General features: G+C 35.7%; 18 protein-coding genes. 7 read left to right on the top strand and 11 right to left on the bottom strand.

Annotated elements, in window-relative coordinates:
* Positions 1–381: 381 nt before the first annotated feature.
* The gene (gene ctaA, locus BAQ48_RS24875) at positions 382–1,314 is read left to right on the top strand and encodes a heme A synthase (RefSeq protein WP_071713177.1); all 933 of its coding nucleotides are present in this window, start codon (positions 382–384) and stop codon (positions 1,312–1,314) included.
* 80 nt (positions 1,315–1,394) lie between these two features.
* On the opposite strand, the gene pyc is transcribed toward ctaA, so the two are convergent.
* The 3 genes from pyc to BAQ48_RS24855 all read right to left on the bottom strand — a co-directional run bounded on the left by pyc (position 1,395) and on the right by BAQ48_RS24855 (position 6,769).
* On the bottom strand, positions 1,395–4,841 hold the full coding sequence (gene pyc / locus BAQ48_RS24870) for a pyruvate carboxylase (RefSeq protein WP_071713176.1): 3,447 nt from the start codon (positions 4,839–4,841) through the stop codon (positions 1,395–1,397).
* A 333-nt stretch (positions 4,842–5,174) separates the two neighbouring features.
* Positions 5,175–6,356, bottom strand: a complete 1,182-nt coding sequence (gene ftsW, locus BAQ48_RS24860; RefSeq protein ID WP_000758415.1) for a putative lipid II flippase FtsW — start codon at positions 6,354–6,356, stop codon at positions 5,175–5,177.
* 125 nt (positions 6,357–6,481) lie between these two features.
* Positions 6,482–6,769 carry an Fpa/YlaN family protein gene (locus tag BAQ48_RS24855; RefSeq protein WP_000135694.1) on the bottom strand — a complete coding sequence of 96 codons (288 nt, stop codon included), beginning with the start codon at positions 6,767–6,769 and terminating at the stop codon, positions 6,482–6,484.
* 155 nt (positions 6,770–6,924) lie between these two features.
* On the opposite strand from BAQ48_RS24855, the gene BAQ48_RS24850 reads away from it, so the two are divergent.
* The gene (locus BAQ48_RS24850; RefSeq protein ID WP_001289787.1) at positions 6,925–7,422 is read left to right on the top strand and encodes a molybdopterin-binding protein; all 498 of its coding nucleotides are present in this window, start codon (positions 6,925–6,927) and stop codon (positions 7,420–7,422) included.
* Positions 7,423–7,459: 37 nt separating this feature from the next.
* Here the strand turns inward: BAQ48_RS24850 and BAQ48_RS24845 are convergent, their stop codons facing one another.
* Positions 7,460–8,788, bottom strand: a complete 1,329-nt coding sequence (locus tag BAQ48_RS24845) for a PhoH family protein (RefSeq protein ID WP_000358078.1) — start codon at positions 8,786–8,788, stop codon at positions 7,460–7,462.
* A gap of 246 nt (positions 8,789–9,034) precedes the next feature.
* Positions 9,035–9,490 (bottom strand): pyridoxamine 5'-phosphate oxidase family protein, encoded by a 456-nt coding sequence (locus BAQ48_RS24840; protein ID WP_000024585.1) that lies wholly within the window; start codon positions 9,488–9,490, stop codon positions 9,035–9,037.
* A gap of 145 nt (positions 9,491–9,635) precedes the next feature.
* Between BAQ48_RS24840 and BAQ48_RS24835 the strand changes: the two genes are divergently transcribed.
* Positions 9,636–9,836 (top strand): YlaI family protein, encoded by a 201-nt coding sequence (locus BAQ48_RS24835; RefSeq protein ID WP_001995040.1) that lies wholly within the window; start codon positions 9,636–9,638, stop codon positions 9,834–9,836.
* Positions 9,837–9,871: 35 nt separating this feature from the next.
* On the opposite strand, the gene BAQ48_RS24830 is transcribed toward BAQ48_RS24835, so the two are convergent.
* From BAQ48_RS24830 to typA, 3 genes are all read right to left on the bottom strand, one after another.
* Positions 9,872–10,147: a hypothetical protein gene (locus BAQ48_RS24830; RefSeq protein ID WP_001258131.1), complete on the bottom strand. Its 276-nt coding sequence runs from the start codon at positions 10,145–10,147 to the stop codon at positions 9,872–9,874.
* Positions 10,148–10,162: 15 nt separating this feature from the next.
* Positions 10,163–10,465 carry a YlaH-like family protein gene (locus tag BAQ48_RS24825; RefSeq protein ID WP_071713175.1) on the bottom strand — a complete coding sequence of 101 codons (303 nt, stop codon included), beginning with the start codon at positions 10,463–10,465 and terminating at the stop codon, positions 10,163–10,165.
* Between the two features lie 150 nt (positions 10,466–10,615).
* Positions 10,616–12,460, bottom strand: coding sequence for a translational GTPase TypA (typA, locus tag BAQ48_RS24820; protein ID WP_000914755.1), 1,845 nt, complete (start codon positions 12,458–12,460; stop codon positions 10,616–10,618).
* Positions 12,461–12,600: 140 nt separating this feature from the next.
* On the opposite strand from typA, the gene BAQ48_RS24815 reads away from it, so the two are divergent.
* The gene (locus BAQ48_RS24815; protein ID WP_000400129.1) at positions 12,601–12,780 is read left to right on the top strand and encodes a DUF5325 family protein; all 180 of its coding nucleotides are present in this window, start codon (positions 12,601–12,603) and stop codon (positions 12,778–12,780) included.
* 45 nt (positions 12,781–12,825) lie between these two features.
* Here BAQ48_RS24815 and BAQ48_RS24810 read toward each other — a convergent pair whose 3' ends face one another.
* Together BAQ48_RS24810 and BAQ48_RS24805 are read right to left on the bottom strand one after the other, a co-directional pair.
* Positions 12,826–13,617, bottom strand: coding sequence for an inositol monophosphatase family protein (locus BAQ48_RS24810; protein WP_071713174.1), 792 nt, complete (start codon positions 13,615–13,617; stop codon positions 12,826–12,828).
* A gap of 88 nt (positions 13,618–13,705) precedes the next feature.
* The gene (locus BAQ48_RS24805; protein ID WP_001250164.1) at positions 13,706–13,894 is read right to left on the bottom strand and encodes a hypothetical protein; all 189 of its coding nucleotides are present in this window, start codon (positions 13,892–13,894) and stop codon (positions 13,706–13,708) included.
* Positions 13,895–14,100: 206 nt separating this feature from the next.
* Between BAQ48_RS24805 and BAQ48_RS24800 the strand changes: the two genes are divergently transcribed.
* Entirely contained in the window at positions 14,101–14,727 is a 627-nt protein-coding gene (locus BAQ48_RS24800) for a YktB family protein (protein WP_000175086.1), read from the top strand.
* Between the two features lie 81 nt (positions 14,728–14,808).
* Here the strand turns inward: BAQ48_RS24800 and BAQ48_RS24795 are convergent, their stop codons facing one another.
* Positions 14,809–15,078, bottom strand: coding sequence for a UPF0223 family protein (locus tag BAQ48_RS24795; RefSeq protein ID WP_071713173.1), 270 nt, complete (start codon positions 15,076–15,078; stop codon positions 14,809–14,811).
* Between the two features lie 368 nt (positions 15,079–15,446).
* Between BAQ48_RS24795 and speA the strand changes: the two genes are divergently transcribed.
* Both speA and BAQ48_RS24785 read left to right on the top strand, forming a co-directional pair.
* The gene (speA, locus tag BAQ48_RS24790; protein WP_000084893.1) at positions 15,447–16,919 is read left to right on the top strand and encodes an arginine decarboxylase; all 1,473 of its coding nucleotides are present in this window, start codon (positions 15,447–15,449) and stop codon (positions 16,917–16,919) included.
* 504 nt (positions 16,920–17,423) lie between these two features.
* A partial coding sequence (locus BAQ48_RS24785; RefSeq protein WP_071713172.1) for a protein-glutamine gamma-glutamyltransferase occupies positions 17,424–18,205 on the top strand: 782 nt, incomplete at its 3' end.

Raw genomic sequence — 18,205 nt, 5'->3', positions numbered from 1 at the left:
TAATCTACGCCCATACTCCAATATATTAAATCATATTTCCCGAACATTTTGTGAAGAAAACATGAACTTTTTGTGTCGAACATAAAAAACTTTATTCTTACTTATCCTTATCATAACATGATGTTACCTTCTATAATAAACTATTTTGTCTTATTTAACACGTATTCTCCCCATTTCTTTTCAAAATAGCCTATTTTTTTACCTAAAATTTACCTTTTATATCCTATTTTTACAACTGTTTTCTCTCTCCCTCCTTCCCCCTCCATTTCTTTGCTATTTTATTATTTTTTATATATCATAGGAACTAGCGCGTTTTATTCTATACATAATGGAATGAAAATATTTCGCAATAACTTCATAGCAGAAAGATGGTGAAAGAGATTGCAACGCTTTATTAAATGGTTAGCAGTCATTACAAGCCTTGATTTATTAATAGTTTTATTAGGAGGCGCTTTAGTTACAAAAACAGGTTCTGGCCAAGGTTGCGGTAAATCATGGCCACTTTGTAACGGTGAATTTGTTCCATCTAATTTATCAATGGAAACTATTATTGAACTAAGTCACCGCCTTACATCAGGATCAGCAGGAATTCTTGTCACTCTCCTTTGTATTTTGTCCTGGAAATATTATAAACATGTGCGTGAAACAAAAACGTTAGCAATTTTATCCTTCGTATTTTTAGTTGCACAAGCATTAATGGGAGCCGCAGCAGTTGTTTGGGGACAAATGCCAGCAGTACTTGCTATCCATTTTGGTATTTCCTTAATTTCATTTGCTTCTGTTATTTTATTATCATGTCTTATTTTTGAAATTGATCAGAAATTTGATGCACGTTCACTTATTATGGACAAAAAAATGAAATTTCATATTTATGGTGTAACAATTTACTGTTATCTCGTTGTCTACACAGGAGCTTTAGTACGTCATGAACGAGCTAGCTTAGCCTGTCCAGACTTCCCTTTATGTAGCAAAAATAGACCTATGCCAACTCAACTACATGAGTGGGTTCAAATGGGGCATAGAGTTGCAGCAATGTTAATTTTCGTTTGGATACTATACGCGATGATTATTGCTATTCGTCAATACAAACAACAACGCGTAGTATACTGGGGATGGATTATTTCCTTTATCCTTGTAACACTTCAAGCTATTGTTGGGATTTTAGTTGTATTTACAAATGCTAGTTTAGCAATGGCATTATTACATTCCCTATTCATTTCTTGCTTGTTTGCTGTATTATGCTATTTAGTTATGTTGGGTACAAGAAGTAAGGTCAATGCAAAAGAAGCCACATCAACTAAACAAACAAAATAAATTTAAATTTAAATACCTTGCCCATTCGGCAAGGTATTTTTTGTAATAAAAAAGAGCTGTTTTCACAGCTCTTTTTTATTTTAATGATCTAATTCAATCAGTAAGTCACCTGTTTGAATTGCGTCTCCATCATTTACATATACTTTTTTCACCTTACCATTGAACGGTGCTTGAACTGTCGTTTCCATTTTCATCGCTTCCGTAATTGCCATAGAATCGCCTTTTCTCACTTCATCGCCTTCTTTTACAACTACTTTAATAACCGTTCCTGGCATTGTTGCACTAATATGATTTGGATTTTCACGGTTTCCTTTCATACGTTGGGCAACTGTTGCTTTCACACTTTCATCTTTCACAACAATTTCACGTGGTTGACCGTTAAATTCCAAGTAAAGAATACGATTTCCATCCGGCTGAGGTTCTCCGATTGATACGAGTTTAACCATTAATGTTTTACCTTGTTCAATTTCCACATCAATTTCTTCACCAAGTCTCATACCATAGAAGAATGTCGGTGTATCCAGCACAGATACATTGCCATAAAGCTCTGCAACTTTTTCGTAGTCCATAAATACTTTTGGATATAATGCATATGCAACTACATCAAAAATCGTTACTTCGCGTCCAAGTTTATGGAATAACTCTTCTTTTAAAGCGTCAAAATCTACTGGCTCTAGTAATTCACCCGGTCTTACTGTTAAAGGTTTTTTCCCTTTTAAAATAATTTCTTGTAATTCTTTCGGGAAACCACCGTATGGTTGTCCTAAATCACCTGAGAACATTTCAACAACAGATCCTGGGAAGTCCATAGAATGTCCACGCTCTAAAACGTCTTGTTCTGTCAGGTGATTTTGAACCATAAATAATGCCATATCACCGACAACTTTAGATGATGGTGTTACTTTTACAATATCTCCAAACATATCATTCACACGGCGATACATTACTTTCACTTCATCAAAGCGATCACCTAAACCAACTGCTTTCGCTTGTTGTTGAAGGTTACTATACTGTCCACCTGGCATTTCATGCATATATACCTCTGTGTGTGGTGCATTCATACCACTTTCAAACGGTGCATAGTATTTACGTACATCTTCCCAATAATGAGATAGTTTTTCTAATGAATCTATATTAACATCTGGCTGTCTTTCGTTTCCGCCTAATGCATAGTACAGCGTGTTCGCACTTGGTTGTGACGTTTGACCAGCCATAGAACTCACTGCCACATCGACAATGTCAACACCTGCTTCAATTGCCTTCGTATACGTTAATATACCATTTCCACTCGTATCATGTGTGTGCAGGTGGATTGGAATCGATACTGTCTCTTTTAATGCAGAAACTAAATCATATGCCGCGTTAGGTTTTAATAAACCTGCCATATCTTTGATTCCTAATATATGAGCTCCTGATGCTTCTAACTCTTTTGCTAAGTTTTTATAGTAATTCAAATCATACTTGCTACGTAACGGATCATGAATATCCCCTGTGTAACACATTGTCGCTTCTGCAATTTTACCAGTATCTCGGACAGCGTCAATTGCAACTCGCATACCTTCTACCCAGTTTAAACTATCAAAAATTCGGAACACATCAATTCCAGCTTGAGCAGAACATTCTACAAATTTTTGAATTAAATTATCTGGATAGTTTTTATATCCAACTGCATTTGAAGAACGAAGTAACATTTGGAATAAAACGTTAGGCATTTTTTCACGAAGATCTAGTAATCGTTCCCATGGATCTTCTTTTAAGAAACGATATGCGACATCGAACGTTGCACCGCCCCACATTTCCGCTGAGAATAAGTTCGGTAACATTCTCGCTGTTGGCTCTGCAATTTGATGTAAATCTTTCGTACGAATACGAGTTGCAAGTAAGGACTGATGCGCATCTCGGAATGTTGTATCCGTTAAAAGCACACGTTTTTGATCTTGTACCCACTTTACTAATCCATCCGCTCCACGCTCATCCAAAATTTGTTTCGTTCCATTTTGGATGAGCTCTGAGTGTTTTACACTCGGTATACGAGCATCAGGGAAAATCGGCTTCTCTTTTTTCCCTACTCCAGGGAATCCGTTTACTGTTACTGAACCAATGTAATTTAACATTTTTGTTCCGCGGTCTTTACGTTTCGGGAACAAGAATAGTTCAGGTGACACATCAATAAACGAAGTATCATATTCTCCTGATAAAAAGTTTTTATGTTTTACTACATTCTCTAGGAATGGAATATTTGTTTTAATACCACGAATACGGAATTCTTTTAAGTTACGTTCCATTTTTGCAGCAGCTTGTTCAAAAGTAAGTGCCCAAGTTGTAACTTTTACAAGTAAAGAATCATAGTAAGGTGTAATAACTGCACCTTGGAAACTATTACCTGTATCAAGACGCACACCAAAACCACCACCTGATCGGTACGCCATTATCTTCCCTGTATCTGGCATGAAATTATTTAGTGGATCCTCAGTCGTTACACGAGATTGAATTGCAAATCCATGTACAACCACTTCCTCTTGCTTAGGTACACCTACTATCTTACTATGTAACGCATGCCCATCAGCTATTAAAATTTGCGATTGAACGATATCGACTCCTGTAATCATCTCTGTAATCGTATGTTCAACTTGAACACGTGGGTTTACTTCAATGAAGTAAAACTCATCGCCTTTTACAAGGAATTCTACCGTTCCTGCATTTAAATAGTTTACATTTTTCGTTAACTTAACAGCAGCTTCACAAATACGTTGACGCAAATCATCTGGAAGCGACACGCTTGGTGCGATTTCGACAACTTTTTGATGGCGACGTTGTACAGAACAGTCACGCTCATATAAATGAACAACATTGCCCTCTTCATCTGCTAAAATTTGCACTTCTATATGTTTAGGTTTTTCAACGAATTTCTCAACGTACACTTCATCATTACCAAAGGCTGCTTTCGCTTCTGACTTCGCTCGATTATACGATTCTCTTAATTCTTCACTTGTACGTACAATACGCATACCACGACCGCCACCGCCAAGGGACGCTTTAATAATAATCGGGTAATCATACTTTTCAGCAAATTCAGCGACTTCTTCTAGTGAATTTACTGGACCATCACTACCAGGAATAACTGGGATTTTTGCTAGCTGCGCTTGTGTTCTTGCTTTCACTTTATCTCCAAACATATCTAAATGCTTACTTTTTGGACCGATAAAGATAATCCCTTCTTCTTCACAACGTTTTGCGAATTGGATATTTTCTGACAAGAAACCATATCCAGGGTGGATTGCATCTACATGATTACTTTTCGCAATCTCAATAATGCCCTCAATATCTAGATAAGCATCAATTGGCTTTTTCCCTTCCCCAACTAAATAGGACTCATCGGCTTTATAGCGATGATAAGAACCACTATCCTCTTTCGAATAGATTGCAACTGTTTTTAATCCAAGTTCCGAACAAGCTCGAAACACACGAATTGCAATCTCTCCACGGTTAGCTACCAATACTTTTTGAATACGTTGCAGCTTTGTCATGATTTTCCCCCTCTACTTTCCTACCACTCTAGAGATAAAATATATACACACTCTAAAGAGCGTGAAGTTCTTCACTTTCTACATTATATTATACTTAGAAAGCTTCACTTTATTTTTATCCATCATACCTTATTTTTTAACAAATGATAAGTTTTCTGATCAATTTGTTTCACAAAAATAGTATAGCATACCTCTTACTTTTCTAACAACTTAATTGTATATCACATTTAATCAAATGTGATATATTTTTATACATAAAAACGAAATAATATATCATATTAAAAGTTACTAACAAATAAAAAAACACATCGCGCTCTAAAGCACAATGTGTTTTTATTTTACAACTACAAGATGTGGTCCACCTTGTCCTTTTTCTTTCATTAACTCATTCTGTTGTTTCTCTTGTCGTTTTACATGACTAGCAATATTGAGTAATATCCCCATCGCAAGTAAATTAGCTAACAAGGAACTCCCGCCATAACTAATAAACGGCAAAGGTACTCCGGTAAGCGGTATTAATCCAGACATACCGCCAACATTAACAAAAGTTTGTATTCCAATTAAACTTGCGATACCGATTGCAATTAAACTTCCAAATGGATCTTTACACTTTTGCGCCACTCTAAATGAACGAATTATTATGAGTAATAAACAGATTAAAATGATAGCCACACCTATAAAGCCTAGTTCTTCAGATATAATCGCCATAATAAAATCGGTTTGAGGCTCTGGTAAGTATCCATACTTCTGCACACTATTCCCTAACCCTCTACCATTTAATCCACCTGAAGCAATTCCAATAAATGAATTTACTAATTGAAATCCATCATTTTGAGGATCGTTAAACGGATCGAGAAAAACTGAAAAGCGAGCTTTTTGGTACGGACTTAACTTGTAATTTCCAATAAAATACAACGCAGGTATCCATATTATAGACGTTAAAAGGAATCTTTTTATCCACAAGTTAACATTAACTCCTGAACAAAAGAACATAATCAGTATAGTTCCACATATTAGTATATCGGTTCCTAAGTCATTTTGAAGTAAAATGATTACTATTGTTCCACCGACAAAACCTAGTGGGGGAATGATCCCTTGAAAAAAAGGCGTTTGCATCTCTTGCTTCTTCGCAAAAAAGTTTGCTAGCGTAATAATAACCGCTATTTTCACAAACTCAGCTGGTTGTATACCTAATATCCATCCTTTTGCGCCATTAATGTCCTTACCGAAAATCAAGGCTGCTAATAATAAAACAATACTCCCCATTCCCATCGCAATCAAAACTATTCGTTTTCTCCAAATTGTATAAGGAATGGAAACAATAATCGCTAACATTACTGTCCCAATAGCAAGAGCAAATAATTGTTTTTTAAAAAAGTAATCTGCCGGCCAGTTATATCTTGACGAAATCGCAACAATGGAACTCGAACTATATACCATTATAACTCCCAGCACACATAAGATAACAAGAGGAAGTAACAATGAATAATCCATTGATTTCCATACTTTTTTCATTTCATTTCCTCTCTCTGTTTCAATTTAATTATTGTTGTATTCCATATGTATATAGGTTCTTCCTGCTTTATTATACAAATAAAAAGCTCAAACTAATGTAGTTTGAGCCCCCTTATTTGAACCCGTTATTGTTGTTTGTTTGTAAACGCTTCATGAAGTGCAGATAACTCACGTTCGAGCTCACCTAACATTGCTTTCCCTTGTTCTTCTGCAATAAGACCAAGGCGAACTGCAAAATCGACCTCGCGGGATAGTCCAAACATTTGTGTGTCTAACACTTCTTCATATAATGGACATTGCGGCATTGTAAGATGGTCCATTTGCACCTTAATAAGTCTTAAAATCTTCTCTGCATCCGCTTGTAGAAGGGCTAGTGCCTTTTCCTGATGATTTGCTACTGTCTCAGACGCCAAATTGATTCCCTCCGTTTCCGTCCTACTCTCCTCTATCCTATCTATTAATATTAGCGATAGTTTTAATAAATTGCAATAGAAACATTTTTTGTGACAACAGTGTCTAATACTATTATACTGAAAAGTGGGAGTATAACACAAATGGGGGAACAACAATGAGCGAAATTTTATTTATTAATGGAAAAGTACGTTTTCCAATCACTATTGATCCAACTGTTTGGATTTTTGATGATCGAAAAGTAGATTTGACAACTTACTTTGATGAAACTAGAGAAGAGTCATCCGAATTAGAAACATACTTAAAACATACTTCAGAGCATTGGGATCGTGAAATCCGCGATGGTGCGGCCTTCCCGCCGATACAACAAAGTGTAAAGAAATATAAAAAAGAACAGCTAATTACTGGAACGTTCGGTATACCATTTCAACCTTTTCTTGCTAACGCCGAAATTTCAAATGACGCTACGCAAGTCGAGATTGAAACAGTCGACCATACAATAACGCTTCCATTAGAAACTGTCAAAAAGGCTATTCTTGGTTTTTCAAAAGAAGGAAAACCATTAAAAGAGGATGGACCTGTTCATTTATATTACAATGATGGATCTAATAGACAAAATCCAATCCGTAACATCCGTAAATTTACAATTATTTAAAGTGTATAAAAAGGAGTGAGCTAAGGCTCACTCCTTTTTATAATAAATCCGCTGCTAATTGAGCTAAATTAGAACGCTCTCCTTTAACGAACTTTACATGACCACTAATACGTTGCTCTTTAAATTTCTCCACAACGTATGTTAAACCGTTATTATATTCATCTAAATACGGATGATCGATTTGCTGGGGATCTCCCATTAATACAATTTTACTTTTCTCTCCTACTCTCGTTAATATCGTCTTCACTTCATGCTTCGTTAAATTTTGAGCCTCATCAATAATAATGAATTGGTCCGGAATACTTCTGCCGCGTATATAAGTAAGGGCTTCTACTTCAATCGAACCCATTCCAGCTAAAATAGCATCTAACTCTCCTGGCTTTTTCGTATTAAATAAATACTCTAGATTATCAAAAATCGGCTGCATCCATGGTCTTAACTTCTCTTCTTTTTCTCCTGGTAAATAACCGATATCTTTTCCGACTGGAACAATTGGTCTTGCAACAAGTAATTTTTTGTATAATCCCAAATCCTCCGTTTGCATTAATCCCGAAGCTAACGCAAGTAACGTTTTTCCTGTACCAGCTTTTCCTGTTAACGTTACAAGCGGAATATCTTCACGAAGCAACAATTCTAATCCCATTATTTGTTGCACGTTTCGTGGTCGTATTCCCCATACTTGTTCATTGTGAAAAATAAGTTTCTTCACCTTCTTACCTAAGTGATCCACAATTCCAAGTGCAGAACTAGAACCCCCTAGTGCATCTTTCATTACTACAAACTGATTTGGATAAAAAGGATGATTTGCAATTTCAGATAAAGGTAATTCCCCTTTTTCATAAAAATAATCCAATTGTTCTTTTGATATATATCCTTCTAAAAATCCTGAGTATATATTATCCACTTCAATTACGCGATCACTTAAATAATCTTCAGCCTTCAATCCAATTGCATCAGCTTTTACCCTGACGAGCACATCTTTACTTACTAAAATAACAGACTTCCCGTCCTCTTTTTCTTGTTCTTCTAAAGATAGATTTTTTGCTACTGCCAAAATTCGATTATCATTTGTTTTTTCTACAAAAATATCTTGGAGTTGAACAAATGAACGATGATTTAATTCAATACGAAATGTACCGCCGTTTTCTAGCGGAATACTTTCATGCAGCTTTCCTATTTCGCGAAATTTATCTATTAACTTAGATACATAACGAGCATTTCGTCCTACTTCGTCCATATAACGTTTCTTCGAATCAACCTCTTCTAATACAACTGCTGGAATCACTACTTCATTGGTTGCAAACGAAAAAATAGATAAAGGATCCTGCAAAAGTACATTCGTATCTAACACATAAATTTTATCCAACCTGTTACCCCCTGACTCCACTTTTAAATTTGTAGAACAAGGGTTTCATCCATAAAATATGGACGAACCATTGTTATAATTATATGTACCGTATAAACGAGGTAGAATCGAAACTTATAGCAATTAAACCTTTTCTTTATTTTTTATTCATTTCTATTCAATATATTACTTTTAATTTTAATTATTAACGTTAAATCACAATAACTGCTTCCAAAAGTTAATGAGCCATCTTCTTATTCATCTCATTTATAATTCTTTCATCCCTATCAACACTTGGTTATCCAGTTTTTTCGCTGCCCGAAGATCGTATGTTTTTTCATATGTTGGTTCAATTGCAAGTTTTGCTCCATAAAACATAACATCACGTACTTCTTGCACATTTACTTCTATTACAGTTAATTTTAGAGGAATGCCTTCCATTCTATCTGTCAAAATTTCACCTGCACCACTTATGGAAAATACGGATCCATTCGCCATTATAGTCAATACCACTCCTGTATTGTGCCTTATATTTTCCACAATACGTGAACGTTGATCTACCGCAAATCGAATACTAGTTTCACTCACTGCATACACCCAAGAAATAGCACTTACGTTAGGGACTTGTTTTTCGAAATCTGTTGTTGCTACCATAACAATGCATTCTTTACGTAATGTTTGTACTAAATCATCTGTTAATGTAGGCTCTACTACATTCGCCATATTTCCACCTCCAAATATACTTAGTATATCCTTATCATAACTTATTTTTCGAATTGCGAAAATATTATTTTTTCCTGCTATTATTCAAAAACATTACACTTCCATGATATACTTATACTGATAGAATCCGTATTGAGGTGACGAAATGAGAGTCAAATGTATGATTTGTGATAAAAAAGATATGTTAGATGATGAAAATCCTATGGCAAAAAAACTGCGTAATCGCCCTATTCATACATATATGTGCATGGAATGTTCGGAACGAATTGCAGAACGTACAATGGAACGTCATGCAAGTGGTAATTTCCGACTATACCGTGATAAAAAGGTAGAAGACGATTGGTAAAATATAAATAAGTCCTTAATCACATAGATAAGGACTTATTTATATTTTTCAGGTTCACGATTCATCTGATCCAGAAAACAATCAATAGCTTCTAACGGAAATCTCGCAGATTTTCTTTCCTCATTCAATTCATATGTAATCAAATACATTTCCTCGTTCTTCTGAACTGCTACATTTCTTAATTTGTATTCTTCATATATCATATTTTGAAATAACAAATACGTTTCTTCTGCAGCGCGATCATCTGGACGTGCTTCCGCGACTGTTTTAATTGTTAACCAATTATATAGCGCATCTTGTACTGAACGCATGAAAACACTCCCTTCTCATCCTGCTTTTTGTTGCTTCGCTTGGCGTAAACGCAGTCTATACATCCCAAGTACAATTGCCGCCACAACAAGTCCCTCACCAACAGGTAAAAAAACTGCAAAGAAAGTTAAAACCGTACATCCAATCACTAACGATATATATATCACTATATTTTTTATTATCGATAATTTCCTTGCAAATCCTAAATTATACACAAGTGCACTTAATATAATAATAATGCCATACAATAACCACATCCCTAGTTCTGGATTTACATCAACTTTACATAATTTCGCAAAAAACGACATTCTTTCTAACACTATTTCTCCCCCCTTCTCAAAAAAATTCATTTATGTACTTAATACAAGAGTAACCCGTGAAAAAAATACTGTCCACAAAAAAGAGTAAATATTCTAAAAAATAAACATAAAAAAACAGCTACCCTAATTAAAGGTAGCTGTTCTAATATTTTACGCTTCTACAGATTTCTTTTTCTTAGCAGCTCTTTCACGCTCGCTCTTATCAAGAATCTTTTTACGTAAACGAATTGATTCTGGAGTTACTTCACAGAACTCATCATCGTTTAAGTACTCTAATGACTCTTCTAAAGTCATTAAGCGTGGTTTTTTCATTGTTGAAGTTTGATCTTTCGTCGCAGAACGAATGTTAGTTTGTTGTTTCATTTTCACAACGTTAACTGTTAAGTCGTTCTCACGAGTGTGTTCTCCGACAATCATACCAGCATATACTTCTGTACCTGGTTCAACGAAAATTACACCACGGTCTTCAACTTGCATAATACCGTATTGTGATGCTTTTCCTGTTTCAAGTGAAACTAGAACACCTTGGCGACGTCCACCAACTTGTCCAGCGTGTACTGGTTGGTAGCAATCGAATGTATGGTTTAAAATACCGTAACCACGAGTTAATGTTAAGAATTCTGTTGTGTAACCAATTAAACCACGTGCTGGAACCATGAAAGTAAGGCGAACTTGACCGTTTCCGTTATTCACCATATCTAACATTTCACCTTTACGTGCACCCATAGATTCCATAATAGAACCAGTGTATTCTTCAGGTACATCGATTTGCACGCGCTCTACAGGCTCACATCTTACGCCATCAACTTCTTTAATAATTACTTCAGGCTTAGATACTTGTAGTTCATAACCTTCACGACGCATGTTTTCAATTAGGATAGATAAATGTAATTCCCCACGTCCAGATACGATCCACGCATCAGGAGAATCTGTATTATCTACACGTAAACTTACATCTGTTTCTAATTGTGAACGAAGACGCTCTTCAATTTTACGAGATGTAATGAATTTACCTTCACGACCTGCAAATGGGCTGTTATTTACAAGGAATGTCATTTGTAGTGTTGGCTCATCAATACGTAATAATGGTAAAGCCTCTTCATGCTCAACCGGACATACTGTTTCACCTACGTTAATGTCTTCCATACCTGAAACAGCTACTAAATCTCCAGCTTTTGCTTCTTCAATTTCTTGACGTTTTAATCCAATGTAACCAAATAATTTCGTTACACGGAATTGTTTTACAGTTCCGTCAACTTTCATTAATGCAACTTGTTGTCCTACTTTCATTGTACCACGGAATACGCGTCCAACCCCGATACGACCAACATAGTCATTATAATCAAGAAGTGCTACTTGGAATTGAAGTGGCTCTTCGCTGTTATCAACTGGTGCTGGAATATGTTCAATAATTGTGTCAAACAATGATTTCATATTCTCTTCTTGATTTGCTGGATTTGAATCTAAGCTTGCTGTCCCGTTCATTGCTGATGCAAATACAACTGGGAACTCTAATTGATCTTCGTTTGCACCAAGTTCGATGAATAAATCAACTACTTCATCAACTACTTCATCAGGGCGAGCGAAGTCACGGTCAATTTTGTTTACAACAACGATTGGAGTTAAGTTTTGCTCAAGAGCTTTCTTTAAAACAAATCGTGTTTGTGGCATACAACCTTCATATGCATCAACAACAAGTAGAACACCATCAACCATTTTCATGATACGTTCTACTTCTCCACCGAAGTCAGCGTGACCAGGTGTATCTAAAATGTTAATTCTTTTATCTTCATAGTGAATCGCAGTATTCTTCGCTAAAATTGTAATACCACGTTCTCTTTCTAGATCGTTTGAGTCCATTGCGCGTTCTTCAATATGTTCATTCGCACGGAACGTCCCCGCTTGACGTAATAACTGGTCAACAAGTGTTGTTTTACCATGGTCAACGTGGGCAATAATTGCTATATTTCGTAAATCTTGTCGTTTTTTCAACATGTCCAACTCCTAATGTCTTTTTAATCCTTCTCTATTATAAGAGCGAAGGGGATACAATGGCAATCAAAATAAAATCAAGAATGAAAATATAGTTGTATTCTTACTTTTGTGAAAGTAAAATGAGATTGGAGGGTGAAGAAATGGAACACATTCAATATCGCTTTTTATTAACTGCAATTATCGGTGTTATTTTCTTAATCGGTATCGGTATTATGGTTGCTGAAAATAGTCCCATCGGTATTATTATTTGCATTATCGGCACATTTGTTACAGTTGGATACGGTTTTGTAACAAAAAGAAAAATGCGTAAATCGCAATAACGTTAAAAAGTAAGAAGCTCCTTTAATAGCCTCTTACTTTTTTTGTTATTGCGATACGAATGGTAATATTTCTTCATATACGCCCGGCTTTCCAACTAACACGCTGCTCTTCTCTACGATAGAAAGTGGAGTTCCGGAGAATGTTGTCACCTTTCCTCCAACTTCCTCTACTATTATTTGTCCCCCACCAAAATCCCATGGTGATAACCTCGGTGTTACATATGCATCTATTCTGCCCGTTGCAACATATACCATTTCTAATGCTGCGCAACCATATGACCTCGTACCTCTCGCTTTCTTAACAAGCTTCATCATTTTTTCCATATTAAGCAATCGGTTGTCAGTAAGCCAAATTGCATTTAGAGCAATGATTCCTTGTTCTACTGTACCCTCTTCCAACATGGGAATAGATACATCATTACAAAAAGCCCCTTCCCCCTGTACAGCATGATATAATTCATCATGCACTGGATCATAGATTAGGCCAATTTTTCCGATACCGTTCTCATAAATCCCAATTGAGATTGCGAAATTTCTTTTTTGATGAACAAAGTTCATCGTGCCATCAATTGGATCAATTAACCAAACAACCCCATCAGATGAAGTAACCTCATCTCCGTAACCTTCTTCACCTAAAATATAATGTTCCGGGTATGTTTCTTTAATTTTCCCAATTAAATACTGCTCCGTTTCTCGATCCATATTTGTTACTAAATCTGCTGCATTTGATTTTGTTTCTATAATAAGTGCTTTTTTCATCGATAACATTAAACGCTCTCCTGCGTCTCGAATCCATTGTTTCGCGTGTGTATCAATGTCTTTCCATACCTCGTGCATGTTTAAACACTCCGATCTTTACTGTTCACAGAAAAAACGAACCCTTTATAAGGTTCGCACCAACTAATTTTTTATACATATACTATTATTACGCTTCTAAACGAATCATTTCAAGTCTTAACACTTCTAACTTTTGTACACACTCTTCTTTTTTCTGCTTATCGTCTTCCATCATCGCATCATATAATGTTGCTAATTCATAATCTAGCTCCAAACGTAGCACCGGAATCCTCTTTTCAGCATCTGTTCTCTTTAACGCATTAATCACCTGTCTCATATTATTTGCCTCCTCCCAATATTCGTCTGCCCTCGGACTAGAATTAATTCAATTTTCTGATTTTTTGTTTTATACTATACTATGTTGGATAAATCATCTATGCAACAAAATTATATTTTTTTATTTAAATTTTTTTGTGCTGTTTTTTTTATGAATAGTACAAGCTATGCTAAAATAAAAGCAAAATAGGAGTTGGAGGAACAATCATGACACTACAAACATTCAAATCAACTGATTTTGAGGTCTTTACAGTTGATGGTCTCGAAGAACGAATGAGTGCAATTAAAACGAATATTCATCCTAAGCTAGAAGCTTTAGGGGAACAGTTTGCAGAGTATTTATCCAAACAAACTGATGAAAACTTTTTCTATCATGTAGCAAAACACGCACGTCGTAAAGTCAATCCACCAAATGATACTTGGGTTGCTTTTTCAACAAATAAACGCGGATATAAAATGTTACCACATTTCCAAATTGGATTATGGGGTACTCATGCCTTCATATACTTTGGTTTAATCTATGAGTGTCCACAAAAAGTGGAGACGGCTCACGCCTTCTTAGAACATTTAAATGATTTAAAAACAAATATTCCAAATAATTTCGTTTGGTCCATTGACCATACTAAACCGAGTGTAAAATTGCATAAAACACTTGAAACAGAAGACTTACAAAAGATGATTGAACGTTTAGCTACTGTGAAAAAAGCAGAATTATTAGTTGGTATTCATATATCACCAGAGGAGTTTTCAGCAATGACCAACGAACAATTCCTTGCTAAGATTGAATCTACGATGCAATCACTCCTTCCTTTATATGCACTTTGTAATCGATAGTAGAAAACGGACAATTTATATTGTCCGTTTTTAGTTGTTATCACATTATATCACTTCAGTTTTTATTTTTCAAAATATTTTTTACATTTTCACAAGCTTTTGTTCTTCGACTTCTTTAGCTCTTTGAATGGCATGATATATAGAATATCCACTTACTTCTTGAAACTCTTTATCAATTTTCTTTTCTTCTGCTTTCGATGGAACAATCTCTTTAAAACGACGATACAATCCCATTAATTCCTCTCTCATAATTCCTTTTTCATATGCTTTCTCAATTGCTTCATAAAACTTCACAATTGCAACCATTTCCTCATTTGACCAATCATAATCTAACGGATATTGATATTCCATTTTGCACCTCATTTATCATTTCTTCTTATTTCAATATGCTATCTTGAAGAGATTTTTTTCTTCTTCCCTATAGACACTTTGCATTATACACTATTTATTCATTTTAATGGAATTGTCTTCCTCTATTCATTCATTGAACCTAACTTTTAAACATACTCACCTTAAAAATATTTTTTTCTATACATCTATAATTATTGGTGATATAATGCTTTTGTTTTATAGAAAATAAAGTGAACCTACCATCTCAAAAAAGCTTTTTGGAATGGCAGAAAAACAAGCCTCACTCTGAAAAAGAACTTAGCTTTTTTAGAACAGGATTATATAAAACAAATTATACTAAATATTATGAAGAAGAAGGGGTGTATAGATTGTCCCAATACGAAACACCATTGTTTACCGCTTTAGTTGAGCACAGTAAGCGAAATCCAATTCAATTCCATATTCCTGGCCACAAAAAAGGACAAGGCATGGATCCTACATTTCGCGAATTTATTGGGCATAATGCATTAGCAATTGATTTAATTAATATTGCGCCGCTCGATGATTTACATCATCCAAAAGGTATGATTAAAGAAGCACAGGATTTAGCCGCCGCTGCATTTGGTGCAGATCATACTTTCTTTTCTATTCAAGGTACAAGTGGCGCAATTATGACAATGGTGATGAGCGTTTGCGGTCCTGGTGACAAAATCCTAGTACCACGGAACGTGCATAAATCAGTAATGTCAGCGATTATTTTCTCAGGTGCAAAACCGATTTTCATGCATCCTGAGATCGATCCAAAACTTGGAATTTCACACGGAATCACAATTCAATCTGTCAAAAAGGCACTTGAAGAGCACTCAGATGCGAAAGGCTTACTTGTTATTAATCCAACATACTTCGGCTTTGCTGCAGACTTAGAACAGATTGTACAATTAGCACATTCATACGATATCCCTGTACTAGTCGATGAAGCTCATGGTGTTCATATTCATTTCCATGATGAATTGCCAATGTCAGCGATGCAAGCCGGTGCAGACATGGCAGCAACAAGTGTTCACAAATTAGGAGGTTCTTTAACTCAAAGTTCTATTCTTAATGTGAAGGAAGGCCTTGTGAACGTAAAACATGTCCAATCTATTATTAGCATGCTTACGACTACATCAACTTCTTACATTTTGTTAGCATCACTTGATGTTGCTAGAAAACGTCTCGCTACAGAAGGAAAAGCGCTTATAGAACAAACAATACAATTAGCTGAACATGTTCGTGATGCTATAAATGCTATTGAGCATCTTTACTGTCCTGGAAAAGAAATGTTAGGTACAGACGCTACTTTTAACTATGATCCTACAAAGATAATTGTATCTGTAAAAGATTTAGGTATTACCGGCCATCAGGCTGAAGTATGGCTTAGAGAGCACTATAACATTGAAGTAGAACTCTCAGATTTATACAACATACTATGCCTTATCACTTTTGGAGATACAGAAAGTGAAACAAATACACTTATTACAGCATTACAAGATTTAGCAGCAACATTTAGTAATAGGGCAGATAAAGGTGTTCAAGTACAAGTAGAAATTCCGGAAATACCGGTGCTAGCACTTTCTCCTCGAGATGCTTTTTATTCAGAAACAGAAGTCATTCCATTTGAAAATGCAGCGGGTCGTATTATAGCTGATTTTGTTATGGTTTATCCACCAGGGATTCCAATCTTTACTCCGGGGGAAATTATTACACAAGATAACTTAGAGTATATTCGTAAAAATTTAGAAGCAGGTTTACCTGTACAAGGTCCTGAAGATATGACATTGCAAACATTACGTGTCATTAAAGAGTACAAGCCTATCATTTGATAGGCTTTTCTTTCACCTTTTTTTCTTTTTTTCATACGATATTAAAGAATTTGACACTCCCACCCTTCCTAGGGCAAGCTGACTAACGTTAGCGGGATTCTTGCTCCAACAGGCGATGTCCATTTCTAGTATCGCTAACGTGCAAGATTGCGGTGTGCCATCACTACTCTCACGACACGCCTTATAGGTTCGTGAGCTACCGTTCTATCACCATACCGTACAGATTCGTGTTCAGGTGTTTTAGCGTCTTGTTCTTGACGACACATATCATATCATTTTACCGATAACGTGAATCCGACTATCGAGCTCCCTACGATATCTTTTTTCAAAGAACATATTGGCGTTTTAAAGACTTGTATTTGTCTATAGTTAATATGTACCGAATATATAAATGTTTTTCTATAAACAAGCGATACTTTCATCCTATGCCAAAAGGCGGACTAAAGTCCTATATGGGGCTTTCCTGTATCACGAAATCTGTAACATATAGGTGGGGATACCATTATGATTGTAATAGGCCGTTCTATTGTACACCCTTATATCACAAATGAATATGAGCCATTTGCAGCTGAGAAGCAACAAATTTTATCCATAATGGCGGGAAATCAAGAAGTTTATTCCTTCCGAACAGCTGATGAACTCAGCTTTGATTTAAATTTACGCGTTAATATTATTATCTCTGCATTAGAACTTTTTCAAAGTGGATTTCAATTTCGTACGTTCCAACAATCTTTTTGCAACCCCCAGTTTTGGAAAAGAACATCACTAGGAGGGTTCCAGCTCCTCTCAAACATTCCACCTTCTATTGCCATCCAAGATATTTTCAAAAACGGTAAACTATATGGAACTGAATGCGCAACCGCTATGATAATTATTTTTTACAAAGCTTTACTATCATTATATGAGGAAGAAACTTTCAACCGCCTATTTGCTAACCTTTTACTTTATACATGGGACTACGATCAAGATTTAAAACTCATAACAAAAACAGGGGGCGATCTTGTTCCAGGCGATCTCGTTTATTTTAAAAATCCACAAGTGAATCCAGCTACGATCGAGTGGCAAGGAGAAAACACAATCTATCTAGGAAACTTCTTTTTTTACGGACATGGCGTAGGTGTAAAAACAAAAGAAGAAATTATCTACTCATTAAATGAACGAAGAGTCCCTTACGCTTTTATTTCAGCTTTTTTGACTGATACGATTACTCGTATCGATAGCCGTCTAATGAGTCACTACGCTTCTCCAAACACACCACAAACAGCCATAGGGTTTATCCCAATTAG

The organism is Bacillus luti (assembly GCF_001884105.1).
Taxonomy (GTDB): domain Bacteria; phylum Bacillota; class Bacilli; order Bacillales; family Bacillaceae_G; genus Bacillus_A; species Bacillus_A luti.
Note: the sequence above shows the minus strand (reverse complement) of the source record. Positions and strands in the feature narration are given on the sequence as shown.

Bases quoted from the DNA above. Each gene is read 5' to 3' on its own strand.
- pyc (WP_071713176.1), bottom strand. From the start codon at position 4,841: ATGACAAAGCTGCAACGTATTCAAAAAGTATTGGTAGCTAACCGTGGA.
- BAQ48_RS24805 (WP_001250164.1), bottom strand. From the start codon at position 13,894: ATGAGACAGGTGATTAATGCGTTAAAGAGAACAGATGCTGAAAAGAGG.
- BAQ48_RS24800 (WP_000175086.1), top strand. From the start codon at position 14,101: ATGACACTACAAACATTCAAATCAACTGATTTTGAGGTCTTTACAGTT.
- typA (WP_000914755.1), bottom strand. From the start codon at position 12,460: ATGTTGAAAAAACGACAAGATTTACGAAATATAGCAATTATTGCCCAC.
- BAQ48_RS24795 (WP_071713173.1), bottom strand. From the start codon at position 15,078: ATGGAATATCAATATCCGTTAGATTATGATTGGTCAAATGAGGAAATG.
- BAQ48_RS24815 (WP_000400129.1), top strand. From the start codon at position 12,601: ATGGAACACATTCAATATCGCTTTTTATTAACTGCAATTATCGGTGTT.
- BAQ48_RS24840 (WP_000024585.1), bottom strand. From the start codon at position 9,490: ATGGCGAATGTAGTAGAGCCTACATTAACAGATGATTTAGTACAAACA.
- BAQ48_RS24850 (WP_001289787.1), top strand. From the start codon at position 6,925: ATGAGCGAAATTTTATTTATTAATGGAAAAGTACGTTTTCCAATCACT.
- BAQ48_RS24830 (WP_001258131.1), bottom strand. From the start codon at position 10,147: ATGCGTTCAGTACAAGATGCGCTATATAATTGGTTAACAATTAAAACA.
- BAQ48_RS24810 (WP_071713174.1), bottom strand. From the start codon at position 13,617: ATGCACGAGGTATGGAAAGACATTGATACACACGCGAAACAATGGATT.
- ftsW (WP_000758415.1), bottom strand. From the start codon at position 6,356: ATGAAAAAAGTATGGAAATCAATGGATTATTCATTGTTACTTCCTCTT.
- BAQ48_RS24835 (WP_001995040.1), top strand. From the start codon at position 9,636: ATGAGAGTCAAATGTATGATTTGTGATAAAAAAGATATGTTAGATGAT.